General features: G+C 58.5%; 10 protein-coding genes and 1 tRNA gene. 3 read left to right on the forward strand and 8 right to left on the reverse strand.

The features are described 5' to 3' along the window. Window positions 1-32: 32 nt before the first annotated feature. From folP to FAES_RS18325, 3 genes are all read left to right on the forward strand, one after another. Window positions 33-881, forward strand: a complete 849-nt coding sequence (folP, locus tag FAES_RS18315; protein ID WP_015332724.1) for a dihydropteroate synthase — start codon at window positions 33-35, stop codon at window positions 879-881. A gap of 82 nt (window positions 882-963) precedes the next feature. After that, window positions 964-1,036, forward strand: a tRNA-Lys gene (locus FAES_RS18320). Between the two features lie 295 nt (window positions 1,037-1,331). After that, window positions 1,332-2,702 carry a tyrosine type site-specific recombinase gene (locus tag FAES_RS18325; protein ID WP_015332725.1) on the forward strand — a complete coding sequence of 457 codons (1,371 nt, stop codon included), beginning with the start codon at window positions 1,332-1,334 and terminating at the stop codon, window positions 2,700-2,702. 50 nt (window positions 2,703-2,752) lie between these two features. Here FAES_RS18325 and FAES_RS18330 read toward each other — a convergent pair whose 3' ends face one another. From FAES_RS18330 to FAES_RS18365, 8 genes are all read right to left on the reverse strand, one after another. Then, window positions 2,753-3,973, reverse strand: coding sequence for a HEPN domain-containing protein (locus FAES_RS18330; RefSeq protein WP_015332726.1), 1,221 nt, complete (start codon window positions 3,971-3,973; stop codon window positions 2,753-2,755). 408 nt (window positions 3,974-4,381) lie between these two features. Further along, entirely contained in the window at window positions 4,382-7,717 is a 3,336-nt protein-coding gene (locus FAES_RS18335) for a phage tail tape measure protein (RefSeq protein ID WP_015332727.1), read from the reverse strand. Next, window positions 7,717-8,217: a hypothetical protein gene (locus FAES_RS18340; protein ID WP_015332728.1), complete on the reverse strand. Its 501-nt coding sequence runs from the start codon at window positions 8,215-8,217 to the stop codon at window positions 7,717-7,719. Before FAES_RS18340 ends, FAES_RS18335 begins: the two co-directional genes overlap by 1 nt. After that, on the reverse strand, window positions 8,217-10,265 hold the full coding sequence (locus FAES_RS18345; RefSeq protein ID WP_015332729.1) for a hypothetical protein: 2,049 nt from the start codon (window positions 10,263-10,265) through the stop codon (window positions 8,217-8,219). The genes FAES_RS18340 and FAES_RS18345 overlap by 1 nt, the downstream gene beginning before the upstream one ends. Next, a complete protein-coding gene (locus tag FAES_RS30565) occupies window positions 10,265-13,588 on the reverse strand; it encodes a DUF2793 domain-containing protein (RefSeq protein ID WP_015332730.1) in 3,324 nt (1,107 codons plus the stop codon). The genes FAES_RS18345 and FAES_RS30565 overlap by 1 nt, the downstream gene beginning before the upstream one ends. 13 nt (window positions 13,589-13,601) lie before the next feature. Then, the gene (locus FAES_RS18355) at window positions 13,602-14,237 is read right to left on the reverse strand and encodes a hypothetical protein (protein ID WP_015332731.1); all 636 of its coding nucleotides are present in this window, start codon (window positions 14,235-14,237) and stop codon (window positions 13,602-13,604) included. Window positions 14,238-14,244: 7 nt separating this feature from the next. Beyond that, complete coding sequence (locus FAES_RS18360; RefSeq protein WP_015332732.1) at window positions 14,245-15,792, reverse strand: hypothetical protein; 1,548 nt, start codon at window positions 15,790-15,792, stop codon at window positions 14,245-14,247. Window positions 15,793-15,797: 5 nt separating this feature from the next. Further along, window positions 15,798-17,924, reverse strand: a complete 2,127-nt coding sequence (locus tag FAES_RS18365) for a putative Ig domain-containing protein (protein ID WP_015332733.1) — start codon at window positions 17,922-17,924, stop codon at window positions 15,798-15,800. Window position 17,925: the final 1 nt, after the last annotated feature.

The following is a 17,925-nucleotide window of genomic DNA, read 5'->3' on the forward strand; positions in this document are numbered from 1 at the left end:
CGTCGTCTTTGCGCCTTTGCGTTACCAAATCAATGCTTAAAATTAAGAAGAAAACGCTGAACTGCCGGGGCCGATTGGTTGATCTGACCGAACCTAAGGTGATGGGCATCCTCAACATCACACCCGATTCGTTCTACGCAGGCAGCCGGTATTCAGTGGGTCAGGAGGTGGAAACCGCCGCCCGCATGCTCGACGAAGGCGCCACGTTTCTCGACGTAGGGGGCTACTCGACCCGCCCCGGTGCCGCCGATATCAGCCCCGCCGAAGAAGCCGACCGGGTGCTTCCCGTGATCGAAGGCATCCTCGACAGTTTCCCCGACGCGCTCATCTCGGTAGATACCTTCCGGGCCGATGTGGCGCGGCAGGCCGTGGAGCAGGGCGCGGCGCTGATCAACGACGTGGCCGGCGGCACCCTCGACCCGGCCATGTTCGCGACGGTGGCCGAACTGGGCGTACCCTACGTGCTGATGCACCTGCGCGGAACGCCCCAAACCATGCAGGCACAGGCGCAGTACACGAACGTACCTGTAGAGGTGATCGACGAACTCGCCACGCAACTCGCCCGGCTGCGGTCCTTCGGGCCCGTTGCCGATATTATCCTTGATCCGGGCTTTGGGTTTGCTAAAACACCCGCCCACAACTTTCAGCTTCTGAACGAACTCGACGCGCTCGTAACGACCTTCGACGAACCCCTGCTTGTAGGGCTCTCGCGCAAGACAACCATCTGGAAAACACTGCACACCACCGCCGACCAGGCCCTCAACGGCACCACCGTGCTGAACACTGTAGCGTTGCTGCATGGGGCGTCGATTTTGCGGGTTCATGACGTCCGGGAGGCTGTAGAGGCCGTTATGCTGACGCAGGCATTAAAAAAAGTTTGACCCAGGTATTGCGTTAGTCAATCTGAATTACGACTTTTGCAGTCCCAAAACGCACCGCCCGGTGCGGCTAACTGGGGAAACCGATCTGGTAGCTCAGCTGGTAGAGCAATACACTTTTAATGTATGGGTCCTGGGTTCGAATCCCAGCCGGATCACAACCCGAGTTTGATTTCAGTCCGTTGACGCACATCAACGGACTTTTTTTTGCTCCCGTCCGTCGTAGCGCCCCCCAAAAGCCGGTTTGCAGCCCCGAATGGCTGTCAAACTTTAGGCCACGCCCCAGGCCACGCCGTTTCCATCAGGCCACGTCTGTGTTACCCAGAAGTCACATCATAGTTACTTCATGGGCCCATACAATCACATTCAAGTTACCATAAAGTTACGTTAGGCAACTGGGTGCGATGTAAGCGTTTCGCTTATCTCAATCTCAATAACCATGTTAAAAAACACATGAATGTGCGGTTTCTTTTCCGCCCTTCCAGTAGCCACCCCACCCGTGGCACTATTCAATGCCGGATCACCGTGGCCGGCAAACGAGCTACCCCCTTCGCTACCGGTGTCGGTTTAAGCCGATCCGACTGGAACGCCCGGCTTCAGCAGCTCAAAGGCCGATCCGAACGAGCCCAGATCGACAACACCAGGCTGGAGCGTATCCGGGGCAAGCTGATGAACATCTTTAACTACTACGATACCCACAATATGCAGGTGTCGGCCGAGCTGATCAAAGAGGTCTATGCCGGTAAGCGGTCAGTTCAGTACTCCCTGACGCAGATCGTGCAGATGTTTCTGGATTCAGAGCAGGGGCGCGTCGGCGACGGCGACAAACAGATCAGCCAGGAAACGTTTAACGGCAAAAAGAACAGGCTGAGCCACCTGACCAACTGGCTGAAGGCTCACGGCCGGCAGCATCTGCTCGGTGCCGAGCTAAAAAAAGGCCACGTCATTGAGTGGGTTAATGATATGCAGGGTAGTTATAAACACAACTACATTGCCAAGCACATCGATCTGCTGCACGAGGTGCTCGACTGGGCCGTGTTGCACGAGCATATCGGGGCCAACAAATTAGGCGACTTCCGCTACAGCCGCGAAAAGCCAGAACGCCCGGAATACCTCAGCACGGAGGAAATTGAACGCCTGGAGAAACTGACCTTTCCCCGATCGCTGAGTTTGGCCTACTCGGGCCGGTTAGAGAAAGTGCGCGATATGCTGATGATGATGTGCGCGGTCGGTATGCACTATTCCGATTACGCCAAACTGTCGAGCAGTGATCTGCGCACGTACCCGGAGGGCAAATACATTGTGGTGCTCCGGAAGAAAACCAAAAAGGAGGCAATCATTCCGCTCTCGCCGCTGGCCCAGCGCATTATCGACATATATGGCAGCCTGGAGGCCCTCCCCAGGCCCGGCAATGCCCAGTCGAATAAGCTGCTGAAAATGATCGTGGCCTGCGCCAAGATCGATAAGCCGAAGATCTGCACCAAGTACGGCCGTCGATCGTTTACGGATTTCTATCTGAATGAAATGGGCTGGCCAATGGAGAAGTTATTGAAAATGTTAGGCCTCACCAGCAGCCAGTACATTGCCCACTATGGCCAGATTGATCACCGCTCGCTGCGCCTGGAGGATCGGAGCCAGAAAGAGCTGACCGAACGCGAGCAACTGGAGGTTTTCGAAGGGGCCATTGGTGGCCGTTTCCGCCTGAAGGCCGGCCAGGGTAATGCCCTGGAAGATGAAATTGCAGGCGTTGACTGGAAATACCTGCACGTGCAGAGTAGGCAGTACGGTAACTTTCATGTCAGCCTCTGCGAACTAATAAAATAGTGCTCCCCCCCCGTTATTTTAACGGGGGATTTTTCAAAATCAACATTATATTATTTAAACTTTACATCATCTATATATTTCCTAAGGTCTTCAACGGTATTCATATCCACAAAATCTTTATCCGTGAGAAGTATATGAATTGTTATCTTTATAAGATAATTCGCAATATGCAGGTCCCCTTTAGTAACTTCAACACTTCCTCCATGTGCAACAGCAGATCGCTTCCTGTAAATATCTTTGAAATATTTCACTATATCTTTTCTAGCTTCTAATTCCTCTGACATTATAAACGCTAACCACTCACTTATCTGACTTACTATTGATGAAGTTATAAAGTCTTTACTATTCAATTGCAACAAACCTTCAATTGCAAATACATATTTTACGATAGCTTCCAAATTATTTTTTTCATAGTTTGCTTTCCCTGTCCATTCAACGGCACGGAGAATTCTTTGTTTTAATTCCCCTTTATTATGATCTGTTATAAGATCCCAAAGATAATATGTACCAAATTCTATATTTTTACATAACTTATCGTTCAGATTCACAGGTAAAGATATATCCAATGTACGGCCACTGAATCCCAATCCATCACTAGTGATTGAAAGACTATTTATGTTTTTGCTACCTCTATAACTAAAGATTCCCGGACAGCGTTGTTGTTTGATATCCCCAACACAGTATTTTAAAACATTCTCGAAGACACCAAAATATTCAAATGCAGTTTCTACAGCCTTTTCTTGGGAACGGGCTTTGACTTGCAAGCCAACCATATAATCTGAATCGATAGAATTCAGATGAAATTGGGATCTTCTTGGATCATCATTTTTAGCCTTTTCATTTTCAATATATGACTTTTTATAAACCTTGAATTGCCCTAGCTCATATACATCATGATCACATTCTACTCCATATAATGGCACTAAAATCTCATAGTCCTGTCGCTTCAAATCTAGAAAATAGCTGTACAGCTCATCAACATCATGATCACTACAGAATCTCCCTTCTACCCACAATTCACTCAGTAAACTCATTAATCTTTTCTCGAAAGACTCTATCGTTATATCTCTATGTAAGTATTTAAAATTAAGGAGTTCCCTTCGAATATTCTCAAATTTTTTAATATTATTATCACCCAAGAAATTTATAGCAGTTTCACCAAAACCAAAAGTACGACAACTCTGCCTTTTATGTGCTGTCTCTTCATAAATCCCATATATGGAAATATCCTTCAAAGAATTAATTAATTCTTTTTGTTTATTGTAGTTCATTTAATCAATGAGTTATTACAATATAATGGTCTACCTAGAACTAGTTATTCGACATATCTCCATCAGCCTGTTAGCCCAAGGCAATAGATGCTCTGGAAAACGGGAGTCAAAAACCACTGCTTCAATATCAGTCAGATGTAATATACGTTTTCCGTCCTGCTCGATTGAACGAGTAGCTAATTGGTTATAAACCTCCTGATCAGTCCATTCGACCATAGTAGCAACCGACAGCCAACAGGCGGCGCTGCCTTTCCCGCTGCTAAGTTCATCTACAAGGAGGTGACTAACTGAGCCATTACAGCACAGATACGGGGGTGCAGCACCGCCTACTGGCGACGGTGCCCACCTCCTTGTAAAAAATGAACTTAGCAGTGCAAAAGTAAGGCCTTAACCGAAACGTTATGCAACCTACAGACTGGTTTCAGTACGCACCTGGCCGAGTTGATCTTCGTATTCCTCCAGCAGCCGGTAGTTCAGCATGACGGGCCGGTTAGCCAGGCCCGTCATGTCAGCCCGCAGCTGATTCAGCTGTCCGTTCATCGCCAGCAGCTGGGGGCCGTAGTCCGGGCCAGCCGGTGCGCTCGTCGCCGCGCGGGCCTGCTCGCCCATGATCTGACCGAAGGGCGCATAATCGCCACGTCGCTGCACGGCATCGAGCGCGAGCGCCAGGTTGGCAAACACCGGATTTTCCAGCATGGCCCCACCCATGATAAACTCCCGCCGGCGCTCGCCGACGATATAGCTGCGGCGGCCGGCGTTGACCCGCGTGGGCTGGCTGTAAAAACCCGACGGATCACCGTACAGATCGGCAATGCCGGTAAAGCCCCCATCATCTTTTTTAGCCAGGGCCGTACCCGGCGCGGCCAGCTCCTGCACACCCTGGGCGGCAATAGTGCCGATGCCCACGCCGGCGCGCACCTTGGCGGCCACCGTCTGAGCCGTCAGGATGCTGGCGCCCTGATCGGGTAGCAGCCAGTAATACGGCGGTCGGTTGGTCCACATCTGGGAAATTTCCCGCTGGGTGTTGACGATGATCTCCGCAATAGCGAAGGCTTTCATGGCCACCACCATCGCTTTATAGGCGACGGTGTGCTGGCCCAGAAACGATTGAAGCACACTCAGGCCCTGCGACATAGCCTCCCGGCGGGCTTCGTTCACGGCCCACTGCGCCTCGCGCATGGCGTCGCTTGCATCCTTTTCGGCCTGGGCCCGCAGCCAAACCTGCCGGTTATGGTTCTCCGTTAGGGCCGCTTCGGTGTCGGCCGACTCCTGCGAATAGGCCTGTTGCACCAGCAGTTTGGCGTTCAGGTACGTTTCTTCCTCCTGAAGCTCCAGCAGGCGCAGATCCTGCGCGGCGTTGATCTTACCGTCTGGGGTCAGGCCCAGTTTGCCCTGACGCCCCTCGTGTTCCTGATCAACACCACCCATCACCAGGTCATAGCTGCGTTTGTCGGATTCCCGCTGTTCCCGCAGTTGCTTTTCCTGTTTGATTCGTTCCTTCTCGGCCTTCTGTTCCTCCAGCTTTTCTTTCCGATCGATTTCGCGCTGCTGGATCTGGGTCAGCTCGTCGCTCATCAACTGCTGCACCTCGGCCTGGCGTTCCTTATTGGAACCCGCCATCTTCAGCAGCTTCGCATAGTGTTCGCCAAACTGCAATTGCTCCCGCTCGAAGGTTTTATCACGGCCCTTCGCCTGACGCTCCAGGGCATCCTCAACTAGTTTTTCGTAGGTCTCCTGCTCTTTCTGTACCGTTCTGGCCTCGCGCTGGCTCTTCTTCTCCCGTTTTTCGCGCTCCTTTCGTTCATGATCCGACTCGGTATAGGTGTCCTCGGTAGGGGCCGATTTGGCACTGGGTAGCAGATCCACGCGCTGACGCCGTTCATTGCGCCGGCGCGTCGATTCTTTTTCCTCCAGATAATCCCCGCTCAGCCCGGAGCGGCGCGTTTCCAGATCGGCGATCGCCTTGTTTTTGGCGGCAATATCAGCGTCGAGCTGCTGCAATTCGGCCGTCGTGTACACCCGCTCCTGCACGCTCCCGCTGTTGCCCTTCGACACGACGACCTCCTTGCCGGCTTTCCGTTTGTTAATTAGAAACTGAAGACCAGAGCGCGCATTGGTCAGCTCCTCATCCGTATCGGCGATCGCCTGGCGGTTAGTGTATTTGAGCACCTCTTTCTGCTGCTTGACGTACTCGCGGGCTTTCTCGGTGCTGATGGCCATCGCGTTACCCATTGCATCGAACTGAGTCACGGCCTGGGGAATACTGCCGGCCACGGCCTTGATAATCTTATCGAGTTCCTGCTGCTCGGTGGTGGTCAGCTTGGTTTTCGCTTTTAGCTCATCGTGGCGTTTCAGCAACGGCTCGGTATCTTTCTGAAGTGATTTGATGCTATCCCGCTGGCTTTCGAAGGCCTTCATAGACGACTCTGAGGCACTGGTCAGGCCCAGCACTTTGGTGGCGGCGGTGACCAGCCACTCGGCAAACCCCGGCAGTCCGGATTTTGACAACAAACCACCGAACCACTCGCTGAGCTTCTTGAGGTTCACGGCTAGGTCATAGTTCTTTTTGTTGAACTCGCCCATGACCGAATCCGTCGACAGAATGGTATCCTGGGCCAGCCCGATGCGTTTGTCGAGCATATCGGTGTTGCTGGCCAGCTTCATGAACACTTCCATCACGCCGTTGCCGTTCATGCCCATCTCGTCGAGCTTGTGGGCCATGCCGGTGGCGGTGGCGTCGCCTTCGCCAAATCCTTTAATGACGGCCCTCAGCGCGCCCATCATGTCGGTGTTCACCAGGTGCGCAAACTCCTTCGTGCTGAGCGTAGTGCCATCGGCCGCGCGGGCATATTTGGCGAAGGCGTCGGGCGCTTTGGCCATCCCATTCAGGATGTCGACCACGGCCGTGCTGCCCCGTTCCGACGTTACGTTCAGTTCCTGAAGCGTCGCCGACAGGCCCAGCACCTGGGCGGAGGTCAGCCCCAGCGGCACGGCCACGCCCCCGATCCGGCTGGTCATGTCGGCCAGTACCGGCGCGGTCGCCGCCCCGGCTGACTCCAGGGCGTTGATGGTGTTGGCAATGTGGAGCATGTCGGTGCCCACGTCGTCGGTTTTGATATCGCCGAGCACGTTCCGCAGGCCCGTCATTTCGGTGGCCACGGCCTCGGCGTTCTCGAACTGATCGCCCAGCGCTACGTTGGCAATGTCGGTAGCTTTCACAAACCCGCTGATCTGCTCCTTGGCCACCCCAAACTGACCACCCACAGCCGCCATATCGCGCAACTCTTTGGTGGGCGTACGGGTGTTGATGTCTTTCAGATCTTTGTTCAGGGCCTGAATCTCGCTATCGGCCATACCGGTCGTTTTGGCGATGTCAGCGAACTGATCCCGCAGTTTCACCGACTTGTCGATCGCCATCGGAATCAGCCCGACCAACGTTTCCAGCCCCCAGGTGGCGATGTTGCCACCGGCCACGCCGGCCAGGATCGTGCCTCCTTCCTTGAGGAACGTCTGCCAGCCCGAAGCTGTCTCCTTCAGCCGGTCGCCCATCGACCTGGCTGCGCTCTCCAGCAATTTAACCTGCTCGGCTTTTTTGGCGTAGGCAGCCGGATCGTCAGCCTCAGCCATCCGGTTGAACTCCTTGCGGGCGTCGATGGCCTCGGCCTTGATTTGCTTTAACGAGGCCTTCGCCTGCTCGCCATTGATCACTAAATCAATGACGGCGCGTTCCTGTTGATTGGCCATTAGAGGCTACGGTTAAGGGTCAGTGTAAGGGCGTTCTCGACCAGATCGAGCGGCACCCGGATGGTCATATCGGCCAGAATCTCGCGCAGCCGTTTTACTTCGTAGGCTTTGCGTTTGGCGTACCAGCGTTTGGCCGTGCGGCCGGCCCGACCTTCGCGCAGCTGGCGGCTCACCAGCCGGTCGGTGTGGGACGTACCCCGGCCCACACCCATGTCCACGAAGCGGCCGTAGAGCAGAAATTCCAGCACCACGTTGTTGGCACCGGGAGCCTGCCACCAGCGCTGTTTGAGCGCATTGGTGCGCGCCGGCCGGCCGCGCCCGAAGCGGTAGCCCGCGCCCAGTACCGACCGCTGAACCCCGCTCTTTCGGGCCGTCCTGAGCCCGTAGAGGTTTTTGTCGAGCGACTCCCCAAAGTGGGCCACGGCATAACGGGACCAGGCCGCCAGCGCCGCCTTGAAGTTGATCCGCTCGTTGATGTCCAGATCCTGGTAGCTGTTCATTAGAAAAGGTTGTAGTCGTCACCCGGATCGAGCGCGTATTCCCAGACGGTGGTCTGGTTGTCGGCCCCGTTGGTCGTGCTCTCGTTGATGGTGCGCACCAGGCCGGTGTAGATCACCGCCCGATCGCCACTACTGGTGAGCGTCATGGGGTATTCGTTGTAGCTTAGCAGCTGACCACCGCCGGCATTGGGCAGAGTGATAAAACTCCAGCTGCGCACGCGCACCTGCACGCTGACCGGGGTGCCCGCCAGCGGCTGGGTCCGGGCCTTGTCGCCCCACACCCGCAGGCTCAGCGTCCCGCCCCAGCGCGTCGAGCGGCGCTCCCCGATCGTTTCCACCACGGGGGCCACGTCGGTGGTGCTCGTCAGCTGCACCCACACCACGGCCGGCTGCACGAAGGGCGCCAGCTCCAGCGCCGGGGGAATCGTCAGCAACTGAAGACGGGCCAGGCAGTAGCCGTCCTCGCCGGTGTCTTCGGCCTGGATCTTCTCGATCAGGTAGCGGGCCATGCCCAGCCGGTCCAGATTCAGCCGGGCGGGCTGGTGCAGCCGCAGCTGACCGAAAAGGGGAACCGGCAGCCGCAGGCGCACCGTCAGCGGCCGGGTCTGATCCCGGAAGTAGTAATACAGCCTGAGCGTGTCCTGCCATTGACCACCAGGCCCCGTCAGGCCCACGCCCGCCCGGCCCAGCGACTCCCAGCGGGCATTGCGCACGCCCGGCGAGCCAAACGGATAGAGTCGCCCACCCGAATCGGGCTGCATGCCCCAGTAGGTCAGCAGCACGAGCGACATGGGGTTTTTCTGACGGCCGTTCGCATCCAGGTACCGCTCCGAGGCATTATAGGCCACGTCCAGCACGTTGCCCGGCTGGCGCAGGGTGGGCACGATCCATTTAGCCTGGCCGTCCTGACTGTCTTCCCAGATCTGCTGGGTGGTGGCCACCGGCAGCGTGGCGGCCGTGGCCGGAATCTGGCCGTCGAGGCCCGGCAGCGTCACCTCTTCCGAGGCAATGGGCTGCATGCCCCCGTCGGCCGTGCGCTGCTGGTAGAGCTCGTCGGCGCTGTTGCGGCCTGCCTGCAACCGCACCCCTTCGTTTTTCCCCGTTTCGATGCCCCAGGGGCCCGACACGTACGGCGTCAGGTCGACGGGCTGGGGCGCTGCGGCCACGTCGACGCAGCGGCTGATGGTGCAATAACGGGTCGTCGAATCGTACTCGAACAGCAGTCCGAACTGCGCCCGGATCGCTTTAAGAAATTCGCTGCACTTGATGGGCGGCAGATGGTCGCCCGGCACGATGTGGTAGCCGGCCGCCGAGAAACTACGGCCCCGGATGCTTGTCTGGTTGACGATCACCCGGCGGCGGGTTTCAGCCAGATCGAGCCAGTCGCCGGCCACGCGGTAGCCCACGTGGGCCAGGATCTGCTCCAGCACCCAGCCCAGGTAAAAGAAGGGTACGACGGGATAGCCCGGCCCCGTCAGAAAGCGACCGTTCCAGGTGTTGACCTTCCGATGCCCGTAGTAGATGGTCTGCCCCAGCCGCTCGACCTCGTTATCGGGAAAAAACAGCTCGTTGCGGATTGGGAAGAACGTCAGCGGCTGCGTGCCGATCGGGGCCTGGGCAGCGGCCAACATCCGGCCGGCCAGGTCGTAGACGTTACCCGACGCCGCCGGGGGTAGCACCACCGGCTCGGTGAGCACCTCTTGAAGCGTGAGCCGTTTCAGATCGGGGATTACCTCGCCCCCGTTGAAGCGCAGGGTGCCCTCCCCCATCCCGGCGCTGATGCGGTAGCTCAGCACGCAGCTGCGTTGCAGCAGGCCGTAGTTGAGCGTAACGGGCAGTTGCTGGGTCGGCCGGGCGGCGTTGGGCAGAAACCCGGCCCCCAGAAAGCGGCGGTTCCCCTCGTTGATGGGAAATTTGACGGGGTAGGAATAGCCGCTGGGCGGCAGGGCGTCGCCGTCAGCCAGCCAGCCCGCTGCCACTTCGGTCAGCAGTTTCTGGCCGGCTACCAGCAACAGCCCCAGCCCGGCGGTATTGGTGATGCGGATCATTAATTGAACGAAATACCTTTGATGGTGCCCCCCTGGTTGACGTACAGCTTCAGGGTGTTATCGGACGTGTTGTTCCACAGCAGCAGGTCGCCTGAGCCAGGCAGCTGCGTGGTGGTGGGCGGACCAGCGCCCGACAGCAGCGTAAGCGTGAGCTTGTCGGTGCGCACGTTGTCGGCCCCCAGCCCGCCGGTTACCTGCATCTTTGCCGTCCCGTTGAGGGTGTAGCTCCCCACCAGCCAGGTGTAGCCGCTGCTGACGGTGAAGACGTTGGTCAGGTTGCCCGCCCCGTTGAGCACATCAGACCCCAGCGCTATGACGCCGGAGTAAGTAGTGCCCGCCGCGTTACGTCCGGCTTGCTGGCCAATTAATATGGCATTCGTCACCGTTTTACCAGGGGCAGCCATGGTGCCGGCATTATGGCCTAAGACAACGGTTTGGTTATAGGTGGCGTTCTGACCCGTCGAGTAGCCGATGAACTGGTTGGAGTTGCCGACGTTGTTGAGCCCCGCCGAGGTACCAATGTTGATGTTGGCCGAATTGGCCGAAGCCGACGTAGGGCCGTTACCCGCCTGGACGCCCAGGCTGATGTTATCGTTCCCGGACTGAATGGCGCCGTTGGCCAGGTAGCCCATCGACACATTCCCCGATCCGGTCGAGATATTGGCGCCCGCAATGTGAAACGAGGCGTTGTTACTACCGGTACTGACCTTGTTGAGGGCCACCGGCCCGAACCCCACATTTTTAACACCCGTCATCGCGTAGTTGCCGGCGCTGTTACCCACGAACAGATTATCGGTGCCGTACGAGTGAAACACCCTGGCCCCGTTCTGGCTGATGGTGCCGTTGCCGGCCGCATCGGTCGGGGTCAGACTGAATCCCGTGGTGGGTATTCCCGGCCGCAGGTAGCGAACATCATTCTGCGCCTGGGTCGTATACCGGCTGTCGTTCTGCGTCTGGGTTGTATACCGGGAATCATTCTGGCTCTGGGTGGTGTAGGTGGCCGCTGCCTGGCTGGTCGACAGCAAACCCGACAGATCCGGCGCGGGGGGCACGATGGTTTTCTGCACCTGCACGTCGCCGACCTGGAGGCTGTTGGTATTCAGCGGCTCGCTCGTATTGAATACCCCCACGTTCCACAGCCGCGTATTGAAGAGCTGAAACCCCGTCTGGTTGTTGTTGTCGGTAATGCGCCCGCCCGCGCTGAAGTCGTTGTTATCGAAGCGGAAATTAACCAGGCCCGGCCCGTCCATCAGCAGGTAGGTGGTGCCCACGGTCGAGGCCCTGGTCGGCAATCCAGACCGGGAATACAGCGGCTCTTTGGTAGGCCCGGAGGCGTAGGGGAAAATATCGGTGACGGGCGAGAAGAGCCAGGCGCTGCCAGTCCATTTGGCCAGCTTCCATTTCTGACCGGCCCAGTCCCCGGTGGGGGTGTCACCCAGCCAGTAGGTGGCGTTCGTCGCCGGCGAGACGGGCGGCGTGGTCTGCACCGAGGCGGCCGCCAGCGGGGTGGTCACGAACGCCGTACCGGTCCAGACGTAGCTGTAGAGCCCGGCCAGCGGGTAGTGCAGCACGTCAAAGACATTGAAGCGCATCCGGAACGGCGCGTCGGTCTTCACCCGAAAATTCCGGATGGTCGAGTTGCGGTTATAGTTGAGCGAAATAATACCCGCCAGCGAATCACTGGGGTAGCCCGTCAGCTCCAGCTGGTCGCCGTCCGCCGTCAGATTAACGTTCCCCCCAAAATTCCAGAAGTTATACATAAAGGGGTAGCTGGCCTTGATGCGGTTGTTGCGCACCACGGCATTGAGGCAGTTCTGCACCTGGATGGGTGAGCGCAGGCCCAGCACGTTGGCCCGCCGCTCGATGAGATCCAGCGTATTTTCCTCGATGACGATACCCTCGCTGTAGGTGGCCTCGATCAGCTGCATCTGCCAGCTGCGCTGCTTGAACGAATTTTGGCGCACGATCAGGTTATTGCGGTCATCGGCCGGGTAAGCACCCCGGTCGTTGGAGGTCGTCGAAAAGCCCACCCCGTCGAGTATATTTTTTTCGACGATGGTGCCGTTACCCAGCATTTCGATGTAATCGGTATGCCAGTTCGACAGCGAGTTGCGGGCGATGTAGTTATAGTTGCCCTGCTGGCTCAGGTCAAAATAGCCGCAGTTGCTGATGCGGTTGCCCACGATCTGAAGGCCATAGTTGTACCAGCCTTTGAGGTGGACATGGTCGCCGGGCAGAAACAGCTCCACGCCCATGCGGCCGCAGGAGTCGACGGTGTTGTTCAGCAGCTTCAGGTTTTTCAGCTGGCCCCAGCCCACCAGCCCGTTGCCGGTGCCTTCGCTGAGGTTGAAGCTCAGGCCCGGAATGCCCATCGCCGTCTGCCGGATGGTGTTATCGGTCACCACCGCATCGACCATGTGTTCGGGGTTGTCGAGGTTGTTGAGGTGAATGCCGTGGTAACACTCCCGGATGTCGTTACCCACGATGTTGATTGAGCGAAAGCGGTTGCCGGGCCGGCTCTGCTGGGTAACGACGATGGCCCAGTCACCGGCGCGCCGAAACTTGATGCCCCGGATGTCCACATCGATCATCCGGTCGTTGGGCGCCTCGACGCGCACCAGGTCCTGACTGCTGATCTGGCTGTTTTTGACGGCGGCCGAAAACTGGCCGGTTTTACTCCAGGAGCCCGTCAGGTGGCCCGATCCGGTCAGGCTCAGGCTATAGCCCGTGTAGATAAGTCGTTTGGCGGGGCTGGTATTGTCGAGCCAGATTTCCGAGCCGGACTCCATCACCATCGTCAGCGAGCCGGGCAGCGTCCACTGATCAGTGATGCGGCCCCGGTAGTCGGCCGGAATTAGCACCGGTTTACCCAGGATGGTGCCGGCCACACCCAGCCGGCGCAGGGCGTCCACGTCGTCGGTGGTGCGGTCACCTTTGGCGCCGAACATGGCCGGCGTCAGGGCCGGAGCCTGCATGGCGTAGTAATAGCCGTTCTGGGAGACCGAATAGATGTAGCCTACGCCGGTCTGACCGGGGGTTTTCACGCCGGGCAGCTGCTTCCAGAGGTAGCCATTGCACTGCACCATCGGGGCCGTCAGGGCGGTTAGCCCGGCGGGCGAAGCTACGTAGGGCAGTTGCAAAAGGGCGACGGCCTCCACGTCGGCCATGGTGGGCAGGTTGGTGGTCGTCGATATGGGCCGGCTGAATTCGGTATACTGAAGCCGGCCGGTGGCCGGATCGCGTTTCCAGCGTTGAGCCTGAGCCGATGGCAGGGTAGCAAACAGGAGGAGAATGAAGCCAATAAGGCTACGAACATGGAACATATAGAGGGATTGGTTAGTCAAAAGTGTCCGTTACGTCGACGCCCGTCAGGGCCAGAATGCGGATACCGATCTTGACATAGACGATCTCGCGCTCGGCTACGTAAGCCAGTTTCGGGCTGGGGGCCGCCAGTGCTTTCAGTCCGGCCGCCGTGGTCACGTCGACGAAGGCATCGGAACCCCGGATGCCCTCGTAGATGGTGCTGACCGACGGCACGTTGTTGGGGGGCAGCAGGTCGTAAACCAGCACGGCGGGCTCCAGCGGTGCGTTCGCCGTGAAGTTCTCGGGCTCGATTTTCCAGTTGAACGTGTAGCAGACCAGCGGATTTTTCTTACCCGAAGTCGTTTCCGACAGCCAGAGCCGGTAACTGGAATCGATCAGTTTCGCCTTGTCGGTGGGATTGAGCCAGAGGCCCACCCGGCAGGGCCGGGCGGGCTCGCGCAGCACCAGCGCGTTGGGAATGGACACGACGATCTGGAGCGCTGCCGCCCCGCCGCCGGTCGTGTTGCGGGCGACGAAATCCCAGTGAAAGGTGCGGCCCGATACATCTTTGGGCGCTCCGTTTTCGAACAGATCGACCCATACCTCGCCGGTTTCGTCGAGTACGTACCGGTAGATCTCATCGGTAGCAATGTTGCTTCTTGAGGCCATAGCCGGATCAGGTTGTCGAGAAGGGAATAAAATAGAACCAAGACCCGCGCAGCGCCTCGGTGATTACCAGTTCGCCGCCAGCGGTATTAAACTTCACCTGCTCGCTGTCGCTGGCCGACAGACTGTAGTTGCCGTACAGGATGGCTCCCCGGCCCGTCTGGGCGTTATAATACTCGTAGCCCATACCCCGGTTTGCCACGTAGCGGGTGCGCACGTAGGTACGTTCATTGCTTGCATCGCAGTAGGCTGAATCACCCGCCCCCCACACCGAGGCATAGCGCCAGGGCGTTTCCGAGCCTACCCACGCATCGATGCGATCGAGGATGTTGCGGGCCTCGTAGGCGATGTCGTGGTTGCCCTGGGGACGCAGGGGCCAGGCGGCCGTATAACCCGCGACATACGTACCCGGCATATGGGCCGACAGGGCCGGATTTTCCGGGCCGAAAAACCCTTCAGGGTTGCCATTGCGCAGGCCGTTTTTCTTCTCGAAGGCCGTGGAGCCGTAGGGTGTCGGCTCGTTGTTGCTTTGGTAGCCACGCACGACGCCCGGATTGAAGCCGGTGCGGTCGCCGTCGTCCCAGCCAAAGAAATGGCCCGTTTCAACCATGCCTGCCAGCGTACCGCCGAACTGGGGCCGGAAGGGTGCCGGCGCCAGCATGTGCGTCAGGTTGAAACCTGACAGGCCCGGAGCCGGGGTTTTCAACTCACCCGACGCGCTGAACTGCTCGAAAAAGGTCGGCCAGGAAAAGATCAGGGCCTTCCGGCTGAGGATCTTCGCTTTCCGGGCGGGCTCGCTCACTTCAGCCGCCAGGGCGATCAGGCCACGCCGCACCATCATGCCCGCCAGCGCCGTGCCACTGACAATCTCGGCCGGCGTCGATGACTGGGTGTAATAGCACTTGATGACAATGTGCATGTACTCGGCCGCGCCGACCACATACGTGCCATCGGGCAGGTAATGGGGGATGAACGCGCGCTTCCCAAACGGCGAGTTGCGCCGCAGCCAGGCCAGGATCGCCGCATCCGAGGCTAAATCATCCGGGCCTACATTCTGCATGAAAATTGCGCCCAGATCCCCGTCGTAAGTGCCGGAATACTCCAGGCCTGCCGCCTCGCAGCGGTCGGCAATGCCTTTCTCCACCTGCCAGCACTTGGGCTCGGCGTGGTTCATGTTTACGTTGGGGTCCTTGCCTTCCCCGATCTCATTGGCCTGAGAGGTGAAGAATAAGGCTTTACCGACCTGAAATAGATGCTCGGCGAGCTGATCACAATCCGCCACGCTCATGGTGGCCCAGGTCTTACTATGATCGTGCATCCAGGTTTCGCAGATGCTCGGACCCAGACAGGAGCCGCGTTGCTGGGTGGGCAGGGTACTCACCCCGCTGATCTCGATAGCATCAGCCCCCTGCTCGATGAAAACCGATTCAGGAATATGCGTTTTAGCCTCTACACACAGCCGTACCCGGTTGGATTTGGGATATTGGCGCTTGCCCAGCCGGGCGTAACTCATCAGGTGGCCGAAGCCCCGACTAGGCTTATAGATTCGGTATTGCATCGGTGCTAGTTTTCAGCGTCAGCGAAATAGAATTGTTGGAAAGCCACCCAATCGACGGGGCAGAACGGATACGGGTCCCAGTCCTGGGGCTTGCTGCTCACGAACATCCGCCGCCAGTAGGGCAGGCCTGACAGCCCTTTGCTCTTGACGATCTGGGTGGGTTGGCCCTTGACGAACGTGCGGCCCACGATCGAATCGACAGGCACCTTGTCCATGAAGTAGTAGAACGCCTTGCCGCCCTCCAGGCCTTCGGTGGCGCTGTCGCCGGTGATGGTGATGATGTCGCCCTGCTCGGTGTAGGTCAAGGCCAGCCGGGCCGGGTTGGGGATGTAGACCCCACTGGGCGAGGGGTAGGTCATCTGCTGGTTGGCGATGGCGTCGAGCGTGATATCGCCCCCACTCGGTGGCGGCGGGGTATCGTCGAGCATAACCGTCCAGTCCGGCATCGACACCCGATCGACGCCGGTGATCTGGTAGTAGTTCTCCCCGTTGATCAGCAGCTTCCAGGTGTAGTATTGGTCGTTGCCGGTGCCGAACTGAATCACATCGCTCGCCACGTGCGTGTACCAGTCGCCGGCGGAGGCGGTCAGGTTGACGGTCAGGGCAGGCATACCCGCGCGGGTACGTTCCAGCACCAGCGTGGCGCCAGCAGGTACGTTGCTGATCTTGAAACGCCAGTAGTTTTTCAGCGCCTGCATGGTGCCGCCACCCCCCAGCTGGAAGTTGTCGATCTTCTCGTTTTTGTAATCGACCCGGATCAGGGAGGCGCGGCCGCCACTAATGGGCGAGACCTTGACCACACACTCGATGGTCTGGGCGCCGTTTGAGGAAATACCATCACTGGCCGTCACCTGGAACGTACCTGCGCCGGTGATTTTCACTCTATTGCCGGTACGGGTGTAGGCCGCTGCCGTCTGGGAGGTGATGACCGTCAGCGTCAGGGCATCGCCGTCGATGTCCGTAAATAGCGTATCCAGGTCGATTTCACGGTAGCCGCCCTGCTCGATGGTAATCTCGGCGGGCAGCTTATCGGTAGCCGTTGGCGGATGGTTAACCGGCGTGGTCGACTCAGGATAGACCTGGGCCTCAGAGCCGCCGGCGTCCAGGGTGAAGAGGCTCACCCGAACCAGATCCGAGCCGCGCTTGCGGGTAGTGAGCCGCAAGGGTTTGCCGGTAGGCGGGATGCTGTTGACCCCGTTTACGTCGCCCCACAGCATGCCGTATTTGACGGTACCCGAAAACAGGCTCGGCTTTTCAAAGCCTTTACCGCCGTTGGTATCGCCTACGCGCGTCTGTGGCCCATAAACGCCAGCCTCGACGCTTTCCAGCACACTCTCCATGATGCCCCCCTCGCCGGCGTCACCGTCGACGTACACCGACAAGCTGCCCCCCGGATTGGTGGCCCGAAAAATCCGGTTAATGTTAAAATTCTGCCCGGCGGGTTTGACCACCAGCACGATCTCGACCACCAGTTCACGGCCGCCGCTCGTGGTGGCCAGCAGTGAGATCCGGTACGTACCGGCCGTGGTAGGCTTGCCCGCGATCGTGCGCGTCGGGCCGTCGAACGACAGACCACCGGGTAGCGGGCCGTTGGCCTGCCAGCGCAGGATCGGATTGTCGGTTGCGGTGACCGTACCGGTCGGCACAACGTAGGAAAAGGCCCCACCAACGGTGCCGATCTGATCCGGCGGCTGCGACAGGATAAGCGGGGCGGCCCCGGCCAGTGCCATTACGGCCAGCATCTTTTTGCCGTTCACCAGTTTGATCACCAGCTGCTCGGCGGCACTGGTGACCGTGGGCCAATCGCCCGACAAACCACCCACGTGCAGGCTCTGTTTGGTCGTGCGGCCCCGGCCGGCTACCTGGTCGAGCGTGGGAATCATGGCCGGGTGCAGCAGAATAGCGTCGCCCAGTTCAGCCACGAACATACAGGGCCAACTTTGCATCGTGTCGGTGGTCGGGTCATAGGCCCGCACCGTGTAGATCTGCCCATCGACGAAGGGCGACCCGTCATAATTGGCAAGAAACTGCCGATTGGCCCCGAAGGCCTCCGGGGCAGCGGCCGGGTCGAGCGAGAAAAGCCACTCGGGCCCGGCCGGATAATCGATGGTAATGGCGTTGTTGAGGGGCATA

It is taken from the genome of Fibrella aestuarina BUZ 2, from assembly GCF_000331105.1.
Classification (GTDB): Bacteria; Bacteroidota; Bacteroidia; order Cytophagales; family Spirosomataceae; genus Fibrella; species Fibrella aestuarina.

Excerpts from the sequence above, each read along its gene's own strand:
- folP (WP_015332724.1), top strand. The coding sequence starts at position 33 with ATGCTTAAAATTAAGAAGAAAACGCTGAACTGCCGGGGCCGATTGGTT.
- FAES_RS18325 (WP_015332725.1), top strand. The coding sequence starts at position 1,332 with ATGAATGTGCGGTTTCTTTTCCGCCCTTCCAGTAGCCACCCCACCCGT.
- FAES_RS18330 (WP_015332726.1), bottom strand. The coding sequence starts at position 3,973 with ATGAACTACAATAAACAAAAAGAATTAATTAATTCTTTGAAGGATATT.
- FAES_RS18335 (WP_015332727.1), bottom strand. The coding sequence starts at position 7,717 with ATGGCCAATCAACAGGAACGCGCCGTCATTGATTTAGTGATCAATGGC.
- FAES_RS18340 (WP_015332728.1), bottom strand. The coding sequence starts at position 8,217 with ATGAACAGCTACCAGGATCTGGACATCAACGAGCGGATCAACTTCAAG.
- FAES_RS18345 (WP_015332729.1), bottom strand. The coding sequence starts at position 10,265 with ATGATCCGCATCACCAATACCGCCGGGCTGGGGCTGTTGCTGGTAGCC.
- FAES_RS30565 (WP_015332730.1), bottom strand. The coding sequence starts at position 13,588 with ATGTTCCATGTTCGTAGCCTTATTGGCTTCATTCTCCTCCTGTTTGCT.
- FAES_RS18355 (WP_015332731.1), bottom strand. The coding sequence starts at position 14,237 with ATGGCCTCAAGAAGCAACATTGCTACCGATGAGATCTACCGGTACGTA.
- FAES_RS18360 (WP_015332732.1), bottom strand. The coding sequence starts at position 15,792 with ATGCAATACCGAATCTATAAGCCTAGTCGGGGCTTCGGCCACCTGATG.
- FAES_RS18365 (WP_015332733.1), bottom strand. The coding sequence starts at position 17,924 with ATGCCCCTCAACAACGCCATTACCATCGATTATCCGGCCGGGCCCGAG.